This window comes from Streptomyces sp. NPDC055078 (assembly GCF_053607985.1).
Window position 1 is genome coordinate 1 of record NZ_JBSGUP010000006.1, and the last position, 20,652, is coordinate 20,652.

General features: G+C 71.5%; 18 protein-coding genes and 1 pseudogene. 8 read left to right on the top strand and 11 right to left on the bottom strand.

The window, feature by feature from the left end; genetic code table 11:
• Positions 1 to 206: 206 nt before the first annotated feature.
• The 5 genes from ACWF94_RS01220 (at position 207) to ACWF94_RS01240 (ending at position 4,743) form a co-directional block, all read left to right on the top strand.
• Entirely contained in the window at positions 207 to 1,904 is a 1,698-nt protein-coding gene (locus ACWF94_RS01220) for an ATP-binding protein (RefSeq protein WP_453483495.1), read from the top strand.
• A complete protein-coding gene (locus ACWF94_RS01225) occupies positions 1,904 to 2,335 on the top strand; it encodes a roadblock/LC7 domain-containing protein (RefSeq protein ID WP_453483497.1) in 432 nt (143 codons plus the stop codon). Before ACWF94_RS01220 ends, ACWF94_RS01225 begins: the two co-directional genes overlap by 1 nt.
• A gap of 263 nt (positions 2,336 to 2,598) precedes the next feature.
• Positions 2,599 to 2,892 carry a DUF742 domain-containing protein gene (locus ACWF94_RS01230; protein ID WP_453483553.1) on the top strand — a complete coding sequence of 98 codons (294 nt, stop codon included), beginning with the start codon at positions 2,599 to 2,601 and terminating at the stop codon, positions 2,890 to 2,892.
• Complete coding sequence (locus tag ACWF94_RS01235) at positions 2,867 to 3,493, top strand: GTP-binding protein (protein WP_453483498.1); 627 nt, start codon at positions 2,867 to 2,869, stop codon at positions 3,491 to 3,493. The genes ACWF94_RS01230 and ACWF94_RS01235 overlap by 26 nt, the downstream gene beginning before the upstream one ends.
• On the top strand, positions 3,490 to 4,743 hold the full coding sequence (locus tag ACWF94_RS01240) for a cytochrome P450 (protein WP_453483500.1): 1,254 nt from the start codon (positions 3,490 to 3,492) through the stop codon (positions 4,741 to 4,743). Before ACWF94_RS01235 ends, ACWF94_RS01240 begins: the two co-directional genes overlap by 4 nt.
• Before the next feature lie 190 nt (positions 4,744 to 4,933).
• On the opposite strand, the gene ACWF94_RS01245 is transcribed toward ACWF94_RS01240, so the two are convergent.
• From ACWF94_RS01245 to ACWF94_RS01290, 10 genes and pseudogenes are all read right to left on the bottom strand, one after another.
• Entirely contained in the window at positions 4,934 to 5,440 is a 507-nt protein-coding gene (locus ACWF94_RS01245; RefSeq protein ID WP_453483502.1) for a hypothetical protein, read from the bottom strand.
• 391 nt (positions 5,441 to 5,831) lie between these two features.
• Entirely contained in the window at positions 5,832 to 6,827 is a 996-nt protein-coding gene (locus tag ACWF94_RS01250; protein WP_453483504.1) for a LacI family DNA-binding transcriptional regulator, read from the bottom strand.
• 25 nt (positions 6,828 to 6,852) lie between these two features.
• Entirely contained in the window at positions 6,853 to 8,205 is a 1,353-nt protein-coding gene (locus ACWF94_RS01255; protein WP_453483506.1) for an amidohydrolase family protein, read from the bottom strand.
• 58 nt (positions 8,206 to 8,263) lie between these two features.
• Positions 8,264 to 9,364 (bottom strand): NAD(P)/FAD-dependent oxidoreductase, encoded by a 1,101-nt coding sequence (locus ACWF94_RS01260; protein ID WP_453483507.1) that lies wholly within the window; start codon positions 9,362 to 9,364, stop codon positions 8,264 to 8,266.
• Between the two features lie 47 nt (positions 9,365 to 9,411).
• Positions 9,412 to 10,575 (bottom strand): ABC transporter ATP-binding protein, encoded by a 1,164-nt coding sequence (locus ACWF94_RS01265; RefSeq protein ID WP_453483509.1) that lies wholly within the window; start codon positions 10,573 to 10,575, stop codon positions 9,412 to 9,414.
• Entirely contained in the window at positions 10,572 to 11,378 is an 807-nt protein-coding gene (locus ACWF94_RS01270) for an ABC transporter permease (protein ID WP_453483511.1), read from the bottom strand. The genes ACWF94_RS01265 and ACWF94_RS01270 overlap by 4 nt, the downstream gene beginning before the upstream one ends.
• A gap of 2 nt (positions 11,379 to 11,380) precedes the next feature.
• On the bottom strand, positions 11,381 to 12,307 hold the full coding sequence (locus ACWF94_RS01275) for an ABC transporter permease (RefSeq protein ID WP_453483512.1): 927 nt from the start codon (positions 12,305 to 12,307) through the stop codon (positions 11,381 to 11,383).
• Positions 12,304 to 13,350: an extracellular solute-binding protein gene (locus tag ACWF94_RS01280; protein WP_453483513.1), complete on the bottom strand. Its 1,047-nt coding sequence runs from the start codon at positions 13,348 to 13,350 to the stop codon at positions 12,304 to 12,306. Before ACWF94_RS01280 ends, ACWF94_RS01275 begins: the two co-directional genes overlap by 4 nt.
• 274 nt (positions 13,351 to 13,624) lie before the next feature.
• Positions 13,625 to 13,798 (bottom strand): annotated as a pseudogene (locus tag ACWF94_RS01285) (MmyB family transcriptional regulator); the annotation flags it as partial.
• Between the two features lie 352 nt (positions 13,799 to 14,150).
• The gene (locus ACWF94_RS01290; RefSeq protein WP_453483515.1) at positions 14,151 to 16,580 is read right to left on the bottom strand and encodes an outer membrane protein assembly factor BamB family protein; all 2,430 of its coding nucleotides are present in this window, start codon (positions 16,578 to 16,580) and stop codon (positions 14,151 to 14,153) included.
• Positions 16,581 to 17,408: 828 nt separating this feature from the next.
• Between ACWF94_RS01290 and ACWF94_RS01295 the strand changes: the two genes are divergently transcribed.
• Positions 17,409 to 18,056 (top strand): TetR family transcriptional regulator, encoded by a 648-nt coding sequence (locus ACWF94_RS01295; protein WP_453483517.1) that lies wholly within the window; start codon positions 17,409 to 17,411, stop codon positions 18,054 to 18,056.
• A 123-nt stretch (positions 18,057 to 18,179) separates the two neighbouring features.
• On the opposite strand, the gene ACWF94_RS01300 is transcribed toward ACWF94_RS01295, so the two are convergent.
• Positions 18,180 to 18,617, bottom strand: a complete 438-nt coding sequence (locus ACWF94_RS01300) for a hypothetical protein (RefSeq protein WP_453483518.1) — start codon at positions 18,615 to 18,617, stop codon at positions 18,180 to 18,182.
• A gap of 151 nt (positions 18,618 to 18,768) precedes the next feature.
• Here ACWF94_RS01300 and ACWF94_RS01305 point away from each other — a divergent pair, with 151 nt between their 5' ends.
• Positions 18,769 to 19,266: a hypothetical protein gene (locus ACWF94_RS01305; protein ID WP_453483520.1), complete on the top strand. Its 498-nt coding sequence runs from the start codon at positions 18,769 to 18,771 to the stop codon at positions 19,264 to 19,266.
• A 230-nt stretch (positions 19,267 to 19,496) separates the two neighbouring features.
• Complete coding sequence (locus tag ACWF94_RS01310) at positions 19,497 to 20,642, top strand: abortive phage infection protein (protein ID WP_453483522.1); 1,146 nt, start codon at positions 19,497 to 19,499, stop codon at positions 20,640 to 20,642.
• Positions 20,643 to 20,652 lie beyond the last annotated feature (10 nt).

Below are 20,652 nucleotides of genomic sequence, written 5' to 3' on the forward strand. Positions count from 1 at the left end.
GTCACATCTTGTGGCCTCCCACCTCGGCCCCTTGCCCGGACGTACGCCTGACGTGTCATCAGAAGTGCCGGGCGCAAGTGATCCACTTCCCTCACAACGTCACAAGCTCTTACGGCAAAACCCTCCGCGATCATTCGGTAACGGTGTGTACTTGGCCAGTCGTGCCCCCAACGGGCCTGACCACCGCCCTCCCCGAGGTCTATTCGATGATCGAGATACCGGAGCTGGCCATCGTGGCAGCCGGGACCATGTCGGCGTTCTACATGGGGAGCGAGATCCTGCGCTCCCGTCGTCAACGCGCCCGGCAGCGCGAGGAGATCGAGACACTGCGTGCGCGGCTGGACGCGGCACGGCAGGAGGCCGACCGCGCCGCACAGGCGTTCACCGCCGAGGTCGTCCATCTGTCCCAGGAACGCGTCCCGGCCGCAGCCACGCGGGCGGCCCATCCACACATCCAGGTGCCCGGTCCGCTCAACCCCGACCTGACCGGGAGTGAGTTCGGCGCGGGCCTCGACGGGACCCTCGCCGGGCTCGGCACCGCGATGACGCAGGAGCGCAAGCGCGTCGACGCCGCCGCGCGGGCGGGAATGCGCGGAGCGACCCGGGAGATCCAGGCCGGTCTCTACCGGCTCCAGGACGTGCTGCGCGGACTGCAACAGCGCTACGACGACCCGGAGCTGGCCCAGACGCTCTACGCGCTCGACCACGAGAACGAACAGTCGCTGCGCCGTGCCCAGGTGGCCGCCGTGGTCTGCGGCGCCTGGGTGGGGCTCGCCCGCGAGGAGTCGCATCTCGTGGACGCGGTGACCGGCGGCCAGTCCAGGATCGTCGGCTACCACCGCGTACAGATCAACAACCATCTGGAGGACGGCACCGCGCTCGTCTCGCACGCCGTCGAGCCGGTCGCGATCATCATCGCCGAACTGCTCGACAACGCGCTGCGCCACTCCTCCCCCGACACCACCGTCACGGTCAATCTGGAGCGAGCCCACCACGGCGTCACCGCCACCGTGGACGACGCGGGCGTCGGCATGGCGGCGGACGAACGGGCCTACGCCCAGCGGATGGTGGCGGGACGCGACCCGATCCTGCTCTCCGAACTGGGTGACCCGCCGCGGATGGGGCTGGCCGCGATCGGACAGCTGACCCGGCAGTTCGATCTGTCCGTGGACCTCTCGTCGCCGTCGCCGTACGGCGGGGTACGGGCGGTGCTGCTGGTCAAGAACCATCTGCTCAGCCATCTCGACCCCGCCCAGCGGCCACCCGCCGCGAGCGCGCCGCACTCCACCCGGGGCCCGGCCGCACCCGCACCCGACCCCGGCGCCCAGAAGGCGCCTTCGCCCCGAACGAGCCGCGCGGACCGCATGGACCGCGCGGACCACCCGAGCCGCACCGACCGCGCCCGCGCCGACCGCGCGAGCCGCACCGACCGTACGGGCCGCGCGGCCACCACCCACACCCGCGCGGACCGCCCTTCCCGTACCGCATCCGACGGCGCCCGCACCCCGGCGCGTCCCGCGGCCGACCCCGGTCGCACCCCGCCCCGGGCGCCGTCGCCGGAGAATCCGGGCCGCACCCCCGGCCCCCCCGGCCCCCCTGGCCTCACTGGCCTCACTGGCCCTGCTGCTTCCGCCATCCCCACCGTCCCGGCGGCCCCCGCCGTCGTCACCCGGCTCCCCTCTCCGGCGCCCGGCGACGGATCACTGCCCCGGCGCCGCCGCCGGGTCCGCGCCGCCGACCCGGCCGCCGGACCCGCCCCAACCACGACCCCGACCCGGTCCGAAGCCGCGCACCGCCAGGCCCCCGCGCTCACGCCCGAGGAGGCCGCCGCCGCACTCGGTGCGCTGCAGGCCGGGACCGCTGCCGCCAGAAACACCGCCGAACCCGAAGGGAACGCCCCCTGATGACCAGTCGCACCTCCCGCGATACGGGCGACACCGCGTGGGTGCTCGATCCGATCCTGCAGATCCCCCACGTCCGCGCCGCCGTTCTGCTGACCCGGGACGGCCTTGTCTCCGGGTACTCCGACCGGCTCTCCCAGGCGTCCGCCGAGCGGGTCGCCGCCATCACCAGCACCGTGCAGGGCGCCTGCCGCACCGCCGCCGCCGCCTTCGCCGACCAGGACGCGGCGGAGGTGCGCCAGATCGTGGTCGAGTCCGACCACGGCTACATCCTGGTCGCACCGACCTCGCACGGCACCTGTGTGGCCGCCTACGGCGACCCCGAGGTGCGGCTCGACCTGCTCGCCCACCGGGTCCACTCACAGGTGGCCCGGCTCGGCGAGAAGGCGATGGCCGCCGCGCCCCGTGGCGTCATGGGCCCCACCGCCGTATGACCAGGCGACGGGGCGGCCGGCCGCTGGTTCCCGCCTATCTGTCCACGGGTGGCAACACCCGCCCGAGCCGCAACAGTCTGGAGCGCCTTTCGGTACTGACGGGACTCGCCGAGGGGGCGGCGCGGAGCGGGGGGGACGGGCCGCCCTTACCCGGCCGGGCCGGGCGCCCCGTCTTACCGGCTGTACCACCGGCCGTACCACCCGCCGGGCCACCGGCCGACAACCCCCTGCTCACCGCGAACCCGGCGCCCCCGGCACCCCGGGTGTCCTCCGCGCCCCCGGCGTCCGCGGTGTCCGCCGCTCCCTCCACGCCCACTCTCCCCGCTGATCTCCCGCCCGCCCAGCGCACTCTGCTGGACGCGCTGGACGGCGGATCGCTCACCGTGGTGGAGACGGCGGCCGTGCTGGAACTACCCGTGTCCGCCGTCCGCGTCCTCGCCGCCCACCTCATCGACCTGGGGTTGGTGAGCGCACGCCCACCCATCCCGTACGCCGCCCAGCCCGACCCTGATCTGTTGGAGAGAGTCGCCGATGGCCTGCGCGCCCTCAAGCTCTAGCGGCCTGCACCTGCCGGACAGTGCCCGCGAACTGGTGAAGATCCTGGTCGCAGGCCCCTTCGGGGTCGGCAAGACCACGCTGATCGACTCCGTGTCCGAAATCCGCCCGCTCCACACCGAGGAGCAACTGTCCGAGGCGTCCGTATCCGTGGACAACCTCGCGGGCGTCCGGGACAAGACCACCACCACCGTCGCCATCGACTTCGGGCGGATCTCCCTGAACGGGGGGATCGTGCTCTATCTCTTCGGCACCCCCGGACAGGAGCGGTTCCGCGCCCTGTGGACGGATATCGCCTACGGGGCGCTGGGCGCGCTCGTCCTGGTGGACACCCGCCGGATCGACGACTCCTTCGAAGTCCTCGGGCTTGTCGAGGACACGGGGCTGCCGTACGCCGTCGCCCTCAACACCTTTCCCGACTCCCGCCAGTACACCGAGGAGCAGTTGCGCACCTCGCTGGATCTGGAGCCCGACACACCGATGGTGGCGTGCGACGCCCGTGACACCCACGCCTCCATCGACGCGCTGATCTCCCTCGTACAGCATCTGCTGGTCCGCACCAGCGACAGTCCCCAGACGGAATATCCAGGGGGTCCCCGGTGAACCCTTCAGACACCGCCCATCCCCTCACCGCATCCGCGACCGCATCCGCCCCGGCCCCCGTCCGTCTCTGGGAGGACGGCTTCGCCGCCGATCCCCACCGCTACTACGCGCTGCTGCGGTCCCAGGGGCCCATCGGCTGGGGCGAACTCGCGCCCGGGGTGCCCGCGTACATCGTCACCGACCGGCGTGCCGCGCTCGATCTGCTGCACGACTCCGCGACCTGGTCGCGGGACGCACGGCCGTGGGAGTCCACTCTCGCCGAGGACTCACCGGTCCTCCCGATGCTGCGCTGGCGCCGCAACACCCTGTTCGCCGACGGTCAGACCCATATCCGCTACCGCCGTACGCTGGTCGACGCGTTCAGCCTGGTCGAGCCGCACGATCTGCGGGAGCGGGTGCACCGGGCCGTCGACATCCTGGTCTCCCGGTTCGGACCGCAGGGCAGCGCGGACCTCGTCGCCGACTTCTGCCGCCCGCTGATGGCCCTGATCTTCAACAATCTCTTCGGGCTGCCGGACAGCGAGGGCGGCCGGCTCAACACCCTGATGGGCCAGCTGATGGAGGGCGGTGAGGAGGCCGCGCAGGGCGAGGCCGAGTACGGAAAGTACATCCTGGAACTCATCGCCGCGAAGATGGCCGAGCGCGGCGACGACCTGACGAGCTGGCTCCTCGATCATCCGCTGGACCTCTCGCCCGAGGAAGTCGTCTGGCAGGTCTTCCTCACCCTCGGCGCGGGCCATGAGCCGTCCGCGAACCTGGTGTCGAACGCGCTCTCCCGGATGCTCGGCAACCCGGCGTACTACTCCACCCTCACCAGCGGCTCCCGGCCCGTGATGGACGCCGTCGTGGAGGTGCTGCGCTATGAGACCCCGCTGTCGAACTGGGGCATCCACTACGCCCGCAAGGCCGTCAGCTTCCACGGGGTGTGGGTGCGCGAAGCCGTGCCCGTCGTCATCTCCTACGGCGCGCTCGCGCACTTCGCCGAGCAGGAGTACGGCGGCGTCCACCATCCGCACGACGCCTCGCATCTGTCGTGGTCGGCGGGCGAGCACGCCTGCCCCGTGAAACAGCACACCCTGCTGATCGCCACCGAGGCCATCGAACGGCTGACCCAGTGGCTCCCCGACCTCGACCCCGTCACCCCACGCGAGCAACTCACCTGGCGCCAGGGCCCGTTCCACCGCTCCCTGACCGAACTGCCCGTACGGTTCACCCCCCGTACCCCCGACCAGTCGGGGGACCAACCCTGACCGCGTGGGCGGCTCCCGCCGCCGAGTCGAGGCGAGTCGACGGAGCCACCCGGCCCGGCTCAGGCGCGCAACGCCTCGGCCTCGTCTCCGTACGCACAGCTTCCCGGAGGGCGGTGGGGCGTATGCGCGGCTGCCCCGCGCGGCGCTGGGTGCGCATCGGGCGGGGCAGGTGCGGAGGTGTGCGCGGGGGTCAGGCCGAGGTGCGGTTTGCCGAGGCGACCTGGCACTTCTTGTATTCGGAGCCGTCGCCGGTGCCGTTGTACGGCGTGGAGAGTTCCTTGGTCACGGAGCCGGAGGGGCCGACCGTGACGTCGTTGAGGGTCGCCTTCTCCGTAAGGACGCTCGTGTCGCCCGGGGTTCCCCTGAAATCGAGGGTGATGTCGTAGTCGTAGGTCAGGGAGCCGGTGTTGGTGACGGTGATCGTCGCGGTGAGCTTCTTGCGGGTGGCGTCCAGGCCGCACTTGTCGATGCGGATGTCGCGTTCGGCGCGGTTCGCGGTGGAGCCTCCGGTGACCGATCCGGTGGAGCCGCCGGACGTGGTGGAGTCGCTGTCGTTGTCGTTGCTGCCGCTGCTACCGCCGCTGCTGCTACTGCTGCTGCTGCCCCCGCAACCGCCGCCGCTGGAGCCGCGGGCGCCCGTCAGGGCTATGAGGGCGATGCCGAATACGGCGATGGCGCGGGCATGGCGAAGCTTCACGTTTCAACCCCCGTTGAAAGTAGTGGAACCGTCTGGCGACGAATGGGCGCCACCCTAGCAGCGGGCGCGCGGGACGGCCGTCGCGCCGGTCACGGAAGGGGGAGCGGGGCGGCGACCGCCGCGTTCGACGGTACGCCGGTGGGGAGGGTCGCGCCATCCGGCGGCCGGGGGCGCCTCAACGGCCCTGCCGTGCATGGGGGTCCCCGGTTACCGGCACTCGGGGACCGGGCCCGGGGCGGTCGGACCCACCGCTCCCGAAGAGCGCCGGATACGCGCCGGATACGCCGCCCGCACCCCCGGGACCAGGCGATGCGCACCGTTCCCCCGCCGGGTGGGCGGGGGAACCGGCGCTTCACGGGGAGGACGGTCCCAGGGCGCGGAGGCCGGGGGCTCAGCCGCTCTCGCCGCTCTCGCCGCAGGACGTACGGGCGATGAGTCGCGGCTCGAACCGGAGCTGCGCCGGCCGGTCGGGGCGTTCGACGATGAGGTCGGCCGCGCGCTGCCCCATCCGGTACGAGGGTTGCGCGATCACCGTGATACCGAGGGCCGGACCCCAGGGGAAGTCGTCCATCGTCAGGAAGCCGATGTCGTCCGGGATCGCGAGCCCGCGCGTGGACAGCGCCGAGTGGACGGCGACCGCGCGGAGGCCGGTGAGGCAGACGATCGTGTCCAGGGGGGCACGGCGGGACAGCAGTGCGTCCACGGCCTCGCTGGTCTCCCCGTTGACGGACACGGCCGCGACGGCGTCATCGGGCAGCGGCAGTCCCGCGTCGGCGAGCCCTTGCCGCAGGCCCTCGGTACGTCCGAGCTGGGACGGCCGGGTCCCGGAGGTGACCACGCCGATCGACCGGCGCCCGCACGCGACCAGGTGTTCGGCCATCAGCCGGCCGGCCGCGATGTTGTCCAGGCTGACCGAGTGCAGGCCGGGCGGCGGGTCCGGCACCGATCGCGCGACGATGACACAGGGGGTTCCGCCCGCCGCCATCCTGCGCGTCCTGTCGTCGGTGGACTCGCTGGCGGTGACGATCAGGCCGCGTACCCGCTGCTCGTCCATGGCCTGGATCTGTGCCAGCTCGCGGTCGGGGCGCAGAAAGGTGTTGGCGAACATGACCAGGCTGTCGTTGGCGGCGGCGACCTCGTCGATCCCCCGGATCAGATCCAGGTAGAACGGGCTGCTGAGATCACCCATGACGACCCCGACAGTGCTGGAGCGCCCGGCGAAGATGCTCTTGGTGAGCGCGTTCGGCGAGTAGTCGAGCCGGGTGACCGCGTCCCACACCCGGGTCGCGGTGGACTCGCGGACGGCACCGCCGTTGAGCACCCGCGAGACCGTCGCCACCGATACCCCGGCCGCCGCCGCGACGTCGCCGATGGTTGTTCGCTTCACCGTACGTCCCTTCCCGCCGCTCCGGTCAGACGGTGGCACGCCGGCCGTCGCGGACAACGATCTCACCGCCGATGATGACAGTGCGGACCCCCGGCAGCTCCGCCGGGTCGGTCAGCACGAGGTCGGCGATCGCGCCCGGTGTGACGCGGCCCCGCCGTGGTGCCACTCCGGGGATGGCGTCGGCGACATTGGCCGTGGCCATGGCGACCGCCGCCGGGAGGCGCACCACGCCGGCCTTGGTGGCGCGGTCGATCGCGAGCAGGATCGGGTCGTGGTGGCCGCCCGCGTAGTCCGTCGAGATCGTGTCGACCAGGCCCGCCGCGAACATGGCGTAGAGCAGTTCGGGACCGGTGGTGAGCCGCTGCGCGCCGAAGGTGTCGAGAGTGGAGACGTCGACGGTCGCACCCAGCTCCTTGAGCCGTTCGGCGTGCTCCAGGGCCTCGCGCGGCTCGAAGCTCGAATGATTGGAGTGCCCGGCGATGAGCCGCACACCGGTCCTGGCGATCGCGGCGACCTGGGTCATCGACGCGGCGGCGTTGTGGACCAGCACCGGTACACCGACCTGGTGGGCGTACTCGGCGGCTTCGCCGAGCCCCTCAAGGGCGATGTCGAAGGCGGGCAGCACGATGTCCGAGACGATGTCGCGGATCTCCTCCACCGACAGTTTGCCGGCCAGACCCGCCGCCACCAGCGCCTCCTCGACCGTGTCCCGGTCGAACGACGAGGCCGAGATATGCCGGCCCAGTACGGAGATCTTCAGCGCGTCCGCCTGCCGGGGCGTGATCGTCACCCCGGTGCGCCTGGCCACCTCGGCCGGGATGTACATATAACTCGCCCCACCGCCGCCCAGGGTGTGTCCGGCGCCGATCTCACCGAGGGCGACGGCACCCGCGCCGACGGCCCGGCGCGCGGTGAACGCGCGGTTCTCGTCGGTGAGCCCCCCGCCGTCGGCGATGGTCGCCGCCCGCAGGCAGGCCGGGGTGTTGCAGGAGGCGAGTCGGACGGTGACCGGGTGGTCGTCGTCGGTTCTCGCGACCGCGTCGGCGGTGACGAAGCCGTCGACGCAGAGCACGGTGGTCGTCCCCTCCAGCAGATGCCGGTCGAGGTTGGCGACCACCTGCCCGGGCGGAAGCCCTTCGTGGCCGCTGGGGAAGAGCGGGCCGTAGGCGGTGCCGTGGGTGTGGTTGTTGATCAGGCCCGGCAGGGCGAGAGCGCCCGTGGCCTCGACCAGCTCGTCCACCGTGCCATAGGTCTCCGCGGGCCTGGTGGGCACGATCTCGCGGATCGTGGCTCCCTCGACCACGATGTCGACCCCGGGCCGCAGATCGCTGCCGGTGCCGTCGACAAGATCGCAGTCGTGCAGAACAGTCGTACGCACAATGTCTCCTCAGAATCCTCAGAATGCCCAGAATCGTCGGAATCGCTCGAAGGAATCCTCAGAACCGCTCGAAGCGGAACGCGGCCAGTTCCCCCGCGCGGTCCTCGCCCAGCACCTCGGCCGCGACCAGACCGCCGGCGTACAGGCTGAGCGTGGCGCCGCTGTGGGAGACGGCGAAGTGGAAGTTGGGCAGGGCGGGTGCCCGGCCCAGTACCGGCAGGCCGTCACCGGGGATCGGCCGCTCGCCCACCCGTACGCTCTCCACGCTCGCCGCGCCGAGTCCGGGGTAGAGCGCGCGTCCGGCCGCCATCAGCTTGTCGACCGCGCTCTGGTCGACCGTGATCTCTCCGGTGTCGGAGACCCGCGCCGCGCTGTCGATGTCATGGGTGTGCAGAAGCAGCCGCCCGGCGCCGTCCGGCCGCAGATGGACCTGAGGGGCGTGGACGACCCGGGACGTGGAGACCGCGACCGGTGAGGTGTAGACGAGGACACCCCGGGTGTTGCGCATGGGCAGCTTGAGCCCGGCGAGGCCCGCGATACGGTCGGCCCCCGGGCCCGCGCAGTCGACCACCGCGTCGGCGGGCAGCCGCCGTCCCGATGCGAGCAGGAGCGAGCGCACCAGACCGCCGGAGACGTCGATTCCGGTGACCTCGTCGTGCCAGATCCGCTCCACGTCGGCCGTGGACAGCAGATGGGCGATCAGCCGGGCCGGTTCGATCCAGCCCTCGGCCGGGAAGTAGGCGATCTCGTCGGCCGGCAGTTCGGCGGGGTTCATATCGGGTTCGAGGCGCAGCGCCTCCGCGCGCGTGAGCCAGCGTGCCTCGTATCCGTAACCGAGCACCGTGGCGACCTTACGGCGCAGCCGCTCGCGTTCGCCGTCGTCGCCGCCCCACTCCAGATTGCCGCCCTCGTGATACCAGTCGCCGCCGGGCACCTCGCGCGCCAGCTTCCGGTGTGCCTCCATCGAGGCGACGCTGAGATCGTGGTACGCCCGGGGCTGCTTGCCGCAGGAGTTGGTCCACGAGAAGGTCGCCCCGGATGTGCCGCCCGCCGGTGCGCTCGCGTCGACCACCGTGACGTGGGCGCCGCGCCGCGCCAGTTCGGCACTCACCGCGGCGCCGTAGACACCGGCACCGACGACAACGACTCGCTCAACCATGTGGATTCCTCTTCTCTCGATGCTCTCGCTGGTACTCAACGGGCTCTTCAGTGGTCCCCGGGCAGCGCGTGGGCGGCGCCCGGGGGTACGGACACGGCGATCTCGTCGCCGGGTGCGGGGAGGCCGATCGCGCCCGGATCGGGTACGGAGACCCGGAGCCGGACCGATCCGCTGATCTCCAGGACGACGGTGGCGAGACTGCCCTCGTTGACGATCTCGACGACCCGGCCGGCGATCGACGTCGCGCCGTCACCGGTACCGGCGGTACCGGCAGCACCGGCAGCACCGGCGACATCCAGGCGGAGGGCTTCCGGTCTGAGCAGGACCTGGACCGCCTCGCCCGCGGTGACCGTTCCCGCGTGCCGTGCGCGCAGTGTGTCCGAGGTGGCCAGCCGGACGGTGCAGCCGTCCGGTCCGGCTTCCGTGCACACACCGGGAACCAGATTGGACTGACCGATGAATCCGGCCACGAACGCGTTCACCGGTTCCCGGTAGATCGTGTCGGGGGTGTCGAGCTGTTCGACCCGGCCGGCCCGCATCACCGCGATCCGGTCGCTCATCACCAGCGCCTCGGTCTGGTCGTGGGTCACGAAGATCGAGGTGGTCCCCAGTTCGCGCTGGAGGTGCTTGATCTCCAGGCGGAGCTGTTCGCGCAGCTTGAGGTCCAGATTGGACAGCGGCTCGTCGAACAGCAGCACCTTCGGCTGCACCACGACGGCCCTGGCCAGGGCGACGCGCTGCTGCTGCCCGCCGGAGAGCTGGCCGGGCATCCGGTCCTCGTATCCGGCGAGGCCGACCCGGTCGAGCGCGCCCGCCACGCGCACCTGGATATCGGCCTTCGGGCATTTGCGCATCCGCAGCCCGTAGCCAACATTCTGACCAACAGTCAGATGCGGGAACAGCGCGTACTGCTGGAAGACCATCGCCGTGTCGCGCCGGTCCGGCGGCAGCCGCTGGACGTCCTGGCCGTCTAGCAGGATCCGCCCGCCGTCCGGCGTCAGAAAGCCCGCGACCATGTTGAGCGTCGTCGTCTTCCCGCAGCCCGAAGGGCCGAGCAGGGTCAGGAACTCCCCGGGCCGCACATCGAGATCGAGGTCGTCCACGGCCACCGAGGAACCGAACTGCTTGCGGATGCCCCGCAGGGTCACGGCGTAGCCGCCGGTGGCCGCCCGGGTGGCCGCCTCCCCGGCGGTGTCTGCTCGTACGGTCACTTCGTACCTCCGTGGATGAACTCGGTCAGGCGGACGAACCGGGACGCCACGCCCGCGATGACACAGATGCCGACGACACTGGTCACCGCGACACAGGCCAGGGTCGGCGAGTACTGGAACTCCATGTACTGCAGCAGCCGGATGGGCAGTGTGGTCGCGTCCCGCGAGGTGAGGAACAGCGAGAGTTCGACGTTGTTGAACGACACGATGAAGGCGAACAGCGCCCCCGCGAACATCCCCGACCGCATCAGCGGCAGGGTGACGGTGGTGAACGTGCGCCAGGGCGAGGCACCGAGATCGCGGGCGGCGCGCTCCCACAGTGGGTTGACCCCGAGCAGACTGACGCCCACCGTGCGGAGGACGAACGGGATGCCGATCAGCGCGTGGGTCACCACCAGCAGTGCCGGGCCGATGAACCCGCGTGCGCTGAGCATCGAGATCAGCTGGACCACGGCGAGGCTGATCACGATCTCCGGCAGCAGCAGGGGGCTGGCGAGGAAACCCTCCAGCGCGGCCCGGCCCCGGACCGGACCACGCGACAGGGCGTACGCCGCGGCCGTGCCCACCACCAGCGCGCACACCGCCGAACCCAGCGCGATCTCGGCGGACAGGGCCATCGGCAGCAGCCATTCGCGGGTCAGCGCCGACTCCCACCACCGCAGCGAGAGCCCGCTCGGCGGGAAGGCGGGATAGGTGTCCGGCTGGACGGAGGTCCAGACCACGACGGCCATCGGTACGGCCACGAAGGCGAGCACCAGCATCAGCAGTACGGTGCGCAGCAGCAGCCACGGACGGAAACGCATCGTCACATCCCCTTCCGCGACCGGCGGCCGGCCAGCAGCAGTGCGGACACCGTGACGGCACCGACCGCCAGGATGACCACCGAGACCGCCGCCGCCTGACCCCATTCGAGGCTGACCACCATGCGGTCGCGGACCAGGGTCGCGAGTGTCTGCACCCGGCCGCCGCCGAGCACAGCGGCGGCGGCGTACGCGCCGAGGCTGATCGCGAACGTCAGCATGAATCCGGCGATGAGGCCGGGGCGGATCAGCGGCAGGGTGATCCGGAGGAACGTGCTGACCGGCCCGGCGCCGAGGTCGCGGGAGGCGCGTTCCAGGACGGGATCGACGCTCTGCACACTCGACATCGCGGTGAACACCGCGAACGGCAGGAGTACGTGGACGAGTCCGGCGATCACCGCGAACTCCGACCCGATGAACGCGACCGGCGACTCGGTCAGCCCACTCCAGAGCAGCACCTTGTTCACCAGGCCGTCACCCTGCAACAGCACGAGCCAGCCGTACGTACGCACCACGACACTCGACACCAGGGGCGACACGACGACGAGCAGGACGAGGGTGCGCCAGCGCGATCCGGACCGGACGATGAAGTGCGCGACCAGCAGCCCGGCGGCCGAGCAGAGTGCGCCCACCACCACCGAGATCCAGACGGTGTCCCACAGCACCGACCGGAAGTAGCCGTCGCGGAAGAGGTCGCCGTAGTTCGCGGTGGTGAGCGGGCCGGTCACCTCGGCGCCCTCGTAGGTCAGCACGCTGCTGGCGAGCAGGATCGCGGTGGGTACCGCGAAGACCGCCAGGACCCACACCGTCGCGGGCAGCCCGAGCCACGGCAGCCGGGACCGCTTCCGCGCCGGTACGGGCGGGGGTGCGGGTTCGGGTGCGGGTGGAGGCACGGGCGGGGGCGGGGGCTTGCTCGCCACAGCCGCCGTCATCGCACGGCCTCCGCCCATTTCTGGCCCCAGGCGGTGCGGTTCCGGGTGACCGTTTCCGGGTCGGCGATCTTGATCTTTTCGAGCTTCTCGGCCGTGGTGATGTGCTTGGCGGCGAAGTCCGCGGGGAACTGCAGGCCGGTGACCGCGGGCCCGACGTTGTAGGCGAGCGCCCAGCGCCGCTGCACCTCGTCGGAGAGCCAGTAGTCGATGAACTTGTACGCCTCGTCCTTGTTCGCCGCACCGGACGGAACCCCGAGCGAACCGAGCGACGCGTAGGAACTCTCCCCCGGCACCGTGTAGTCGTAGTCGGTGGTCTTGGCGTAGATCGCGGCGCGGCCGTCCAGATAGGGGAAGAGCGTCGCCGTGCCCTTCTCCATATAGGGCACCGCCCCCGCCGACGCCTGGGGAGTGGCGATGGCGTACTTGGCCAGCTCCTTGATCCGGGCGAAGCCGGGTCCGGTGTCGTCGATCCCCCCGCCGTCCAGCTCGGCGGCGCTGAGCATCGCGTACACGCCGAGGATGTTGGCGGGGTTGAAGATCAGCGTGCCCGAGCGGTACTTCGGATCCCACATCGTCCCCCAACTCGTGGGCGGCTTCGGGAACTTCGACCGGTGGTACATCAGAACGACCTGCTGGACGTCCTGGATCGCGCCGACACCGTACGTCTTGGCACGCAGCTTCTCCGGCACCCGGGCCAGATTCGGCACCTGCTTCGACGTCACCGGGGCGAGCAGCTTGTCCCGGCTGCCCTGATACAGCTCAAGGCTGGTCATGACGGCGACATCGAATCCGGGGTCGCCATGCGCGGCCCGGATCGCCGCGTACTGCTCCGACGCCGACCCGGCGGCCGTGTACTTGATCCGAATGCCGGTCTTCTCCGTGAACGGCTTGGCGATCTCCTTCTCGAAAATGCCCTGGTACTCGGCGCCGTATCCCTCGATGACCAGTTCATTGCCCGCGCTGTCACCCGTACTCGTCGACACGCAGGCGGCCAGCGTCGCGGTGAGTCCGAGCGCGAGCGCCAGGCAGGCGAATTTCTTCATGGCAGCCACACCTCCAGGATGTAACTAGTTACATGAACTGGTTACAGACTCAAGCATGCGACCGTGCGGCCAGTCAATGGCTTGTTCTCATCTACCTCGGATGGCCGGAGCGGTTGCTTGTGATGTGGCGGGGCGGTGGTGGTGGTCCGACCGGTGGGGCGCGGTCCGGGTGCCGAGGCCGCCGGCGTGTCGGCGGGATGTCCCCGTCGCAGGTAGCGGACGGACGCCGCCGGCAGGGCGTACCCGTCGCGGGCCATCCGGGTTGCCGTCCGGGTTACCCGGCGGACGGTACGAGCCGCAGCCGACCGGGTCTGGGTGCTGATGACCCGCCGTACGCCTTGGTCCGCACAGTGTGCGCCGCCCAGTGCCGCCGGAACTCCGGTCCGGCGGCGTTCAGTTCGTCGATCAGCTCCGCCAGCCGCTGGCCCCCGGGGAAGCGTCCCGCCGCGACCCGGAGGTGTCACCGCCTGCGGAATCCGGGCCGCCGACACCGGCGCTGCGCGATCCGAGCGGGGTGTGGCGCCATGGGGTCTCCCCAGGCCGCCAGGCCGAGGGATGGGGCCTCCCCAGGCCGCGACGCCCTCTCCCCCCGGGCTCCGCCCCGGAGACCCCATCGGGCGGAACCCAGGTGGAGAGTCCATGCGGGCGGGGGCACGCCCCTCGCCCCCGGCCGTAGAGGAATCGGCGACCGACGACAACGCGGCGCGGGGGCCCCGGGCCGCCAGGGCCAGGGGCGTGCGGTACCAGGGGACCCGCGGCACCAAGGGCGCGCGAGTCCAGCGTGACCCGGCAGAAACGCGCTAGCGGGGGCGACCCGTCGCCGTGCCCTTCACCGCGTCGAGCGCGTAGACGCAGCGGTCCTTGCTGCACGCGTACACCACACCGCCCTGCGCGACCGGTGAGCCTGTGATCTCGCCGCCCGTCTCCAGCTTCCACCGGAGCTGGCCCCCGGCCGCGTCCAGGGTGTAGAGGGCATGGTCGGCCGAGCCGAAGTGGACCCGGCCGTCGGCGACGACCGGGGTGCCGATGACCTCGCCGCCCGCCGCGAAGCGCCACATGGGGGTGCCGGTCACGGCGTCGAGGGTGTAGAGCGCGCTGCCGCTGCCGACATGGATGTTGCCGCCCGTGACGAGGACGGGTTCGATCGACTGGCGGGGCTCGGTGGCGATACGCCAGCGGTCCTTGCCGGTGGTGGCGTCGAGGGCGTAGACGGTGCCGAGGTAGTCGGCGAGGTACACGCCGCCGCCGGTGACCGCGGGGCCGGGCGCGAAGGCCGGCGGGGAGAGGAAGACCGCCGGGGCCTCGAAGTGCCAGCGCACCAGGCCGGTGGCGATGTCGATCGCCAGGACCCGGGTGCCGGCGGAGATGTACACGCAGCCGTCCGGCGCGGGCTGTACGCGGACCGGGACGTTGCCGCAGGAGGCCGCGTCGCCGACGGGGTAGGACCAGCGCTCCGCACCCGTACGCGACTCCAGCGCCCACAGCCGCGCGTCCTTCCAGACGTAGACGGTGTCGTCGAAGATCGCGGGTCCGGCCTCCGGGGTCTCGAACTCCGTCTGCGCCCCGGTCAGCTCCCACAGCTTCTCGCCCGTGGCCGCCTCCCACGCCTGTACGCCGCCGCCCCGCGTCCCGGTGAGGACCGTGCCCCGGCCGGTCTTGAGGGAGAACACCCAGGCGTCCGTCCCGAGCCGCCAGCGCTCCTGGCCGGTCGCCGCGTCGAGCGCGTACAGCGTGGGTCCGTCCGAGGCGTGGATACGGCCGCCCTCGACGGACATCGCCCACGCGACGTCCCGCGTCTTGAACTGGCGGCGGCCCGTGCCCACGTCCAGGGCGTGCACCTCGAAGGAGGTGACGTACAGCAGGTCCCCCGCGACCTGCGGGGTGCCCCACACATCGTTCGACATCCGGAAGCGCCAGGGCCGCCAGTGCGCCGGGCCCCCCGGCGGCGGCGCGGGCTCGGCCGGGCGCTGCGCGGGAGCCTGCGCCGGGGCCTGTGGAGGTGCCGGGGACTGTGCCGGTACGGCGGAGGACGGCGGGGCGCTGCCGTTCAGACCCGCCGGTGGCCGGATCCAGCCGGTCGCGGGCCCCGCGTCGGCGACCGGGCCCCGGCCCGTGGCGTCCGCGACCCGCAGGCCGGGCCCGATCGGGACCGGTGCCCCGGGCAGCCGTACCGGACCCGCGGTGTCCGCCGCCGGGGCGCGGGTGCGCGGGTCGTTGCCGCCGTGCCGGGGTGAGCCGGGGGAGCCCCACTCCGGGCCGCGTCTGGGCGGCGGCTGCGACGGTGGGGGCGGCGGAGGCGGCGGGGGCTCGACCGGGGGCTGCGCGGGGACCTTGGCCCGCCCGCCGCCCCGGCGCAGATCGATCATCGCCGTCGCCAGCATCGGCAGCCACGCGGACGCCGTCCCGCTGTCGTCGCTGCCGGCGAACAGATGGGGCGCCAGCTGGGACTGGAGGTCCTCGGGGCTGGGGCGCAGCGCGGCCTCCTGCCGCATACAGGACTCGATCAGCGGGCCCAGCTCCGCCGGCAGCCCCTCCAGGTCCGGGCCCTCCCGCAGCAGCATGAAGACCGTCTCGACGGGATTGGCGCCGTGGAAGGGGGCGTGGCCCGTCGCCGCGAAGACCAGGGTGGAGCCGAGCGAGAACACATCGCTCGCGCCCGTCACACTGCGCGAGTCCCGCGCCTGCTCGGGCGACATGTACGCGGGGGTGCCGACGGCGACATTGGTCATGGTCAGCCGGGTGTTGGAGACGCCCGACGCGATACCGAAGTCGATGACGCGCGGGCCGTCCTCCACCACGAGAACGTTCGACGGCTTGAGGTCACGGTGGACCAGTCCCGCGCCGTGGATCGACTGGAGCGCCTCCGCGATGCCCGCCGCGAGCCAGCGCACGGCCTGGGCCGGGAGGGGCCCGCACTCATTGACTATCTCTTCGAGCGACGGGGCGGGCACATAGGCGGTCGCCAGCCAGGGCACGGCGGCCCGGGGGTCGGCGTCGACCACCGCCGCCGTATAGAAACCGCTGACGGCGCGGGCGGCCTCCACCTCGCGGATGAAGCGGACACGGAACAGCTGGTCCTCGGCGAGTTCGGTGCGCACAGTCTTGATCGCCACCCTGCGGCCGGATGCCGACCGGGCGAGATAGACCAGCCCCATGCCCCCGGCACCGAGCCGGGCAAGCACCTCGAACGGACCGATCCGTCTCGGATCATGCTGCGTCAGCTGCTCCATACCTGCCTGCCACCTCCCCGTACGGGCCCAGAATCTCACCGCCGAGACCCTCGGCGGCGCTGCCCACCCCGATTGTTCCTGCCGGGGGCCGCGGTTGCGAACCCGGGGGCGGATCGGGGTGTCTCACCCGGATTCGGACACAGCGCCCAAGGCCGGGGCGATGGCAGCCCGGCCCGCCCCGGCCGCCGGCGCCGGCGGCGCGGCGAACATCCCACCCTGATTGTCCAGAAGAATCGCGATTCGTCTGTAGGGAATGTCATACGGCGGGGTCTGGACCGGCCGCCGATACGGGTCGGCACGACAGCCGTCGCGCCGCAATCCTTGACACAGAACTTGACACAGAAATGGACGAGGAAACAGCGGAGATAAACGAGGAAATCCACGAGAAGGCGGTCGGGCGGTACGCAGGGGTGGGCACCGATGAGCACACAGCGACCGCCGATCGCGGTCTCGGCACCGGGTTCCGCGCCGGAGGACCCGGTGCCGCGCCGGAGGTACCGGGTTCCCGCGCCAGGGGACCCGGTGCCGTGCCGGAGGGACCGGGTTCCGTGCCGCAGGACCGGGTTCCGCGCCCGAGAGACCGTGTGCCGTACCGGAGGGACCGCGTCCGGTGCCTCGGGGCGGGGACGGGGAGCCGTCCGCGGTCCGGTCGTGGCGCTCATCACATCCGAATCATCACCTCACATCCGAGTCAACGGGCATCACGGGCATCACGGCGGATGAAATCGAACATTTGCCCACCCACCGACAACCGGGACCACGCCTGGGCAGCACCCCATTTGCACTCGGCCGAATAGCGCGCCGATCACCCCTCGGTAAGCTGACGGCATGACAGGACAAGTACGCACCGTCGACGGCCGGGTGGCCGGGCGACGCGGACAGGCGACGCGGCAGAAGCTGCTCGACTGCCTCAGCGAGATGCTCAGCTCCTCGCCGTACCGGGACGTCAAAGTCATCGACGTGGCCCGGAAGGCGGGCACGTCCCCCGCGACCTTCTACCAGTACTTCCCGGACGTCGAGGGCGCGGTCCTCGAAATCGCCGAGGAGATGGCCAAGGAGGGCGCGGACCTGACCGCGCTGGTCTCGGGGCGGGCCTGGGTCGGCAAGGCCGGCTGGCAGACCTCGGAGGAACTGGTCGAGGGGTTCCTCGACTTCTGGCGCCGTCATGACGCGATCCTGCGGGTCGTCGACCTGGGGGCCGCGGAGGGCGACAAGCGGTTCTACAAGATCCGCATGAAGATCCTGAACTCGGTCACCAACTCCCTCACGGACGCGGTGAAGGAACTGCAGGCCAAGGGCCGGGTCGACAAGGACGTGAATCCGGCGGCGATGGCCGGTTCGCTGGTCGCCATGCTGGCCGCAGTCGCCTCGCACCAGAAGGGGTTCACGACCTGGGGTGTGAAGCAGGCCGAGCTGCGGCCGAACCTCGCCCTGCTGGTCCATCTCGGCATCACGGGCCGCAAGCCGACGAGGTAGGGAGCCGCCGGACGCGTGCCCCCGCGCGACACGCCCCCACCCGGCGGACGCCCGGCCAGGGCCGCCCGCTCGGCGGACTCCACCGGGGCCGCCACCTCGCCGACAGATCACCGACGTCCGGTATCAGCGCCGGTGCGGCGGCCAGGACTTGCCCTTGCCGCCGTGGTCACCCCAGCCACCCCAGCCGCCTCTACCGCCCTTGTCGCCCTTGCACGTGAACGGCTCACCGCGCTGGTTGGCGATGTCGAAGCGCACACCGTCGGCCGCGTTGTCCGCCGTGATGACGTACGGACCGGTCACCGGGTCCGTGGGCAGGACATAGCCCTCAGGGACCTCGGTCCCCCGCAGGTCGTACGTGCCGGGATCCACGTCGCCGAAGACACAGTTGATACCGGCGGTGGCCGACGGCAGGCCCGGTCCGAGCGTGAGCGCGGTCGCGGGCGCGGGCGCCGAGACGGCGAGGACGGCACAGGCCAGGCCCGTCGTCCAAGACCGCTGTCCGGTCCATGGCCACTGCCTGCTCCATGACCGTTGTCGCAACCACGCGAGGACTGCTCTCATAGCGTCGGCTTCTCCTCCGGTGAGTCTCCTGTCCGGGAATTCCCTGCCAGGCTGAGCAGGAGGGGCGGGAGGGCGCGGTCGACACTCCCGTACCGGCGGAATAAAGATCGGATAATCACCCAAGCGCGCGATGGGGAGCGGGGTACTTGTTTTGACGGCGGGTCGGCAAGGCGGGGCGGCGACGATCCTGCGGCCCTCCTGGTTCGCCGAGAACTTCACCGAGCTGCCGGAGTTCGCCGCCCTGGTCACCGAGGGCGAGCTGCGGCTGCCCACCGGGGAGGGGCGCGAGCCGTTCATCGTGCTGGACGACCTCGTGGATGTCGCGGTCGCCGCGCTCACCGAGGACCGCCACGCTGGGCAGATCTACGACCTGTCCGGACCGAGGGCCATGACCATGGGCGAGGCGGTCGCCGAGATCTCGGCCGCGGCGGGCAGGCCCCTGCGCTACACAGCGCTGACGGACGACCGCTACCGCGCGGAACTGACCGCCGGCGGATACCCGGCCGAGGCCGTGGACCTCCTCGTCCACCTGTTCAGCCATATCCGGGCGGACGGGAGCGCGGCGCTGGGGGACGGGGTGCGGCGGGCGCTGGACCGTGAGCCGCATGACTTCGCGGCGTACACCGCCCGTACGGAGTTCCCCCGATAGCTCACCGAGTTCCACCCGTAGGTCACCGTGCCGCCAGGCCCATCGGCAGTTCACCGTGCCGACGAGTCCATCGATAGCGGCGAGGGATCATCCCTCCGTCGCCCCCGCCCATACCTTCGGCCGACAGTGCGGCCCGCCGCCGCTCACCAGACTGGGCTCCGTCGGACGGTTCGGACGGTTCGGACGGTTCGAACGGTACGAACGGTACGGACCTCATCGGAAGGAGCACTGTGGGCAGCTACGGGATCAGCCGGGCGCGGTTCCTGGCGGGCGCGGCAGGAGTCGCGGGCGCGGGCGTCTTACTCGGGACAGCGGGCGGGACAGCCGCCGCCCATACGGGAAACCAAGCAGCCGCCGCCGGGCCGGGGGGCCGGCGGGGGCTGACGTATCGGAGTGTCTGCTACACGCTGGGGGCCGGTGAGACCCCGGGCACCGCGTGGAGTGCCGCGCGGACCGCGAGAGACGTACGGGCGATCCGGCGCGACCTCCACGCCAACTCGCTGAAGGTCACCGGGGACGGCGTCGAACGGCTGACCACCACGGCCGCCCAGGCCGCCGAACGCGGGCTGCACATCTGGCTGGAGCCCACCCTCGGCGACCGGCCCGAGGGGGAGATCCTGGAGCATCTCGCCGAGTGCGGCCGGTTCGCGGAGCGGTTGCGGCGGCAGGGTGCGCGGGTCGATCTCAGCGTCGGGTGCGAGTTCTGGCTCTTTGTGCCGGGCATCGTCCCGGGCGCGAATGTTCTGGAGCGGATCGAGAACCTCCAGAACGGGACCTTCGACCCGGTGCATATGCAGCGCGAACTGGACCGCTTCATCGCGAAGGCCGCGCGGGTCGGCCGGTCCGTCTTCAAGGGGAAACTGAGCTACGCCTCCGCGCAGGGCGACGAGGTCGACTGGCGCCTCTTCGACATCGTCGGCGTCGACTACTACTCGTACTTCCCACGCCGTTCCCCGTACGTCCGCGAACTCACCTCCTATCTGCGCTGGGGAAAGCCCCTGGCCATCACCGAGTTCGGCACCTGCGCCTATGTCGGCGCACCGGAGCGCGGCGGTATGGGCTGGGCCATCGTCGACCACACCAAGAGCCCGCCGGAACTGATCGGCCCCCCGGTCCGCAGCGAGCGCACCCAGGCCGCGTACCTCACCGAGCTGCTGAGCGTCTTCGAGTCGATGGGGCTGTACGCGGCGATGGCGTTCGAGTTCGTCGCCCCCGACGCGCCGCACCGGCCCGACGAGCCCAGGTACGACCACGACATGGCGACCTACGGCATCGTGAAGGTCATCCAGCACCGCCCCGGCGATCCGTCGTCCGACTGGCACTGGGAGCCGAAGGAAGCGTTCCACGCCCTGGCCCGCCGGTACGCCCGCGCGTAGGCCGCGTTGC

What these genes read in the sequence shown, in the direction of transcription:
- ACWF94_RS01220 (WP_453483495.1), top strand. Translation starts at nt 207, where the DNA reads ATGATCGAGATACCGGAGCTGGCCATCGTGGCAGCCGGGACCATGTCG.
- ACWF94_RS01235 (WP_453483498.1), top strand. Translation starts at nt 2,867, where the DNA reads ATGGCCTGCGCGCCCTCAAGCTCTAGCGGCCTGCACCTGCCGGACAGT.
- ACWF94_RS01225 (WP_453483497.1), top strand. Translation starts at nt 1,904, where the DNA reads ATGACCAGTCGCACCTCCCGCGATACGGGCGACACCGCGTGGGTGCTC.
- ACWF94_RS01275 (WP_453483512.1), bottom strand. Translation starts at nt 12,307, where the DNA reads ATGACGGCGGCTGTGGCGAGCAAGCCCCCGCCCCCGCCCGTGCCTCCA.
- ACWF94_RS01280 (WP_453483513.1), bottom strand. Translation starts at nt 13,350, where the DNA reads ATGAAGAAATTCGCCTGCCTGGCGCTCGCGCTCGGACTCACCGCGACG.
- ACWF94_RS01295 (WP_453483517.1), top strand. Translation starts at nt 17,409, where the DNA reads ATGACAGGACAAGTACGCACCGTCGACGGCCGGGTGGCCGGGCGACGC.
- ACWF94_RS01270 (WP_453483511.1), bottom strand. Translation starts at nt 11,378, where the DNA reads ATGCGTTTCCGTCCGTGGCTGCTGCTGCGCACCGTACTGCTGATGCTG.
- ACWF94_RS01300 (WP_453483518.1), bottom strand. Translation starts at nt 18,617, where the DNA reads ATGAGAGCAGTCCTCGCGTGGTTGCGACAACGGTCATGGAGCAGGCAG.
- ACWF94_RS01290 (WP_453483515.1), bottom strand. Translation starts at nt 16,580, where the DNA reads ATGGAGCAGCTGACGCAGCATGATCCGAGACGGATCGGTCCGTTCGAG.
- ACWF94_RS01260 (WP_453483507.1), bottom strand. Translation starts at nt 9,364, where the DNA reads ATGGTTGAGCGAGTCGTTGTCGTCGGTGCCGGTGTCTACGGCGCCGCG.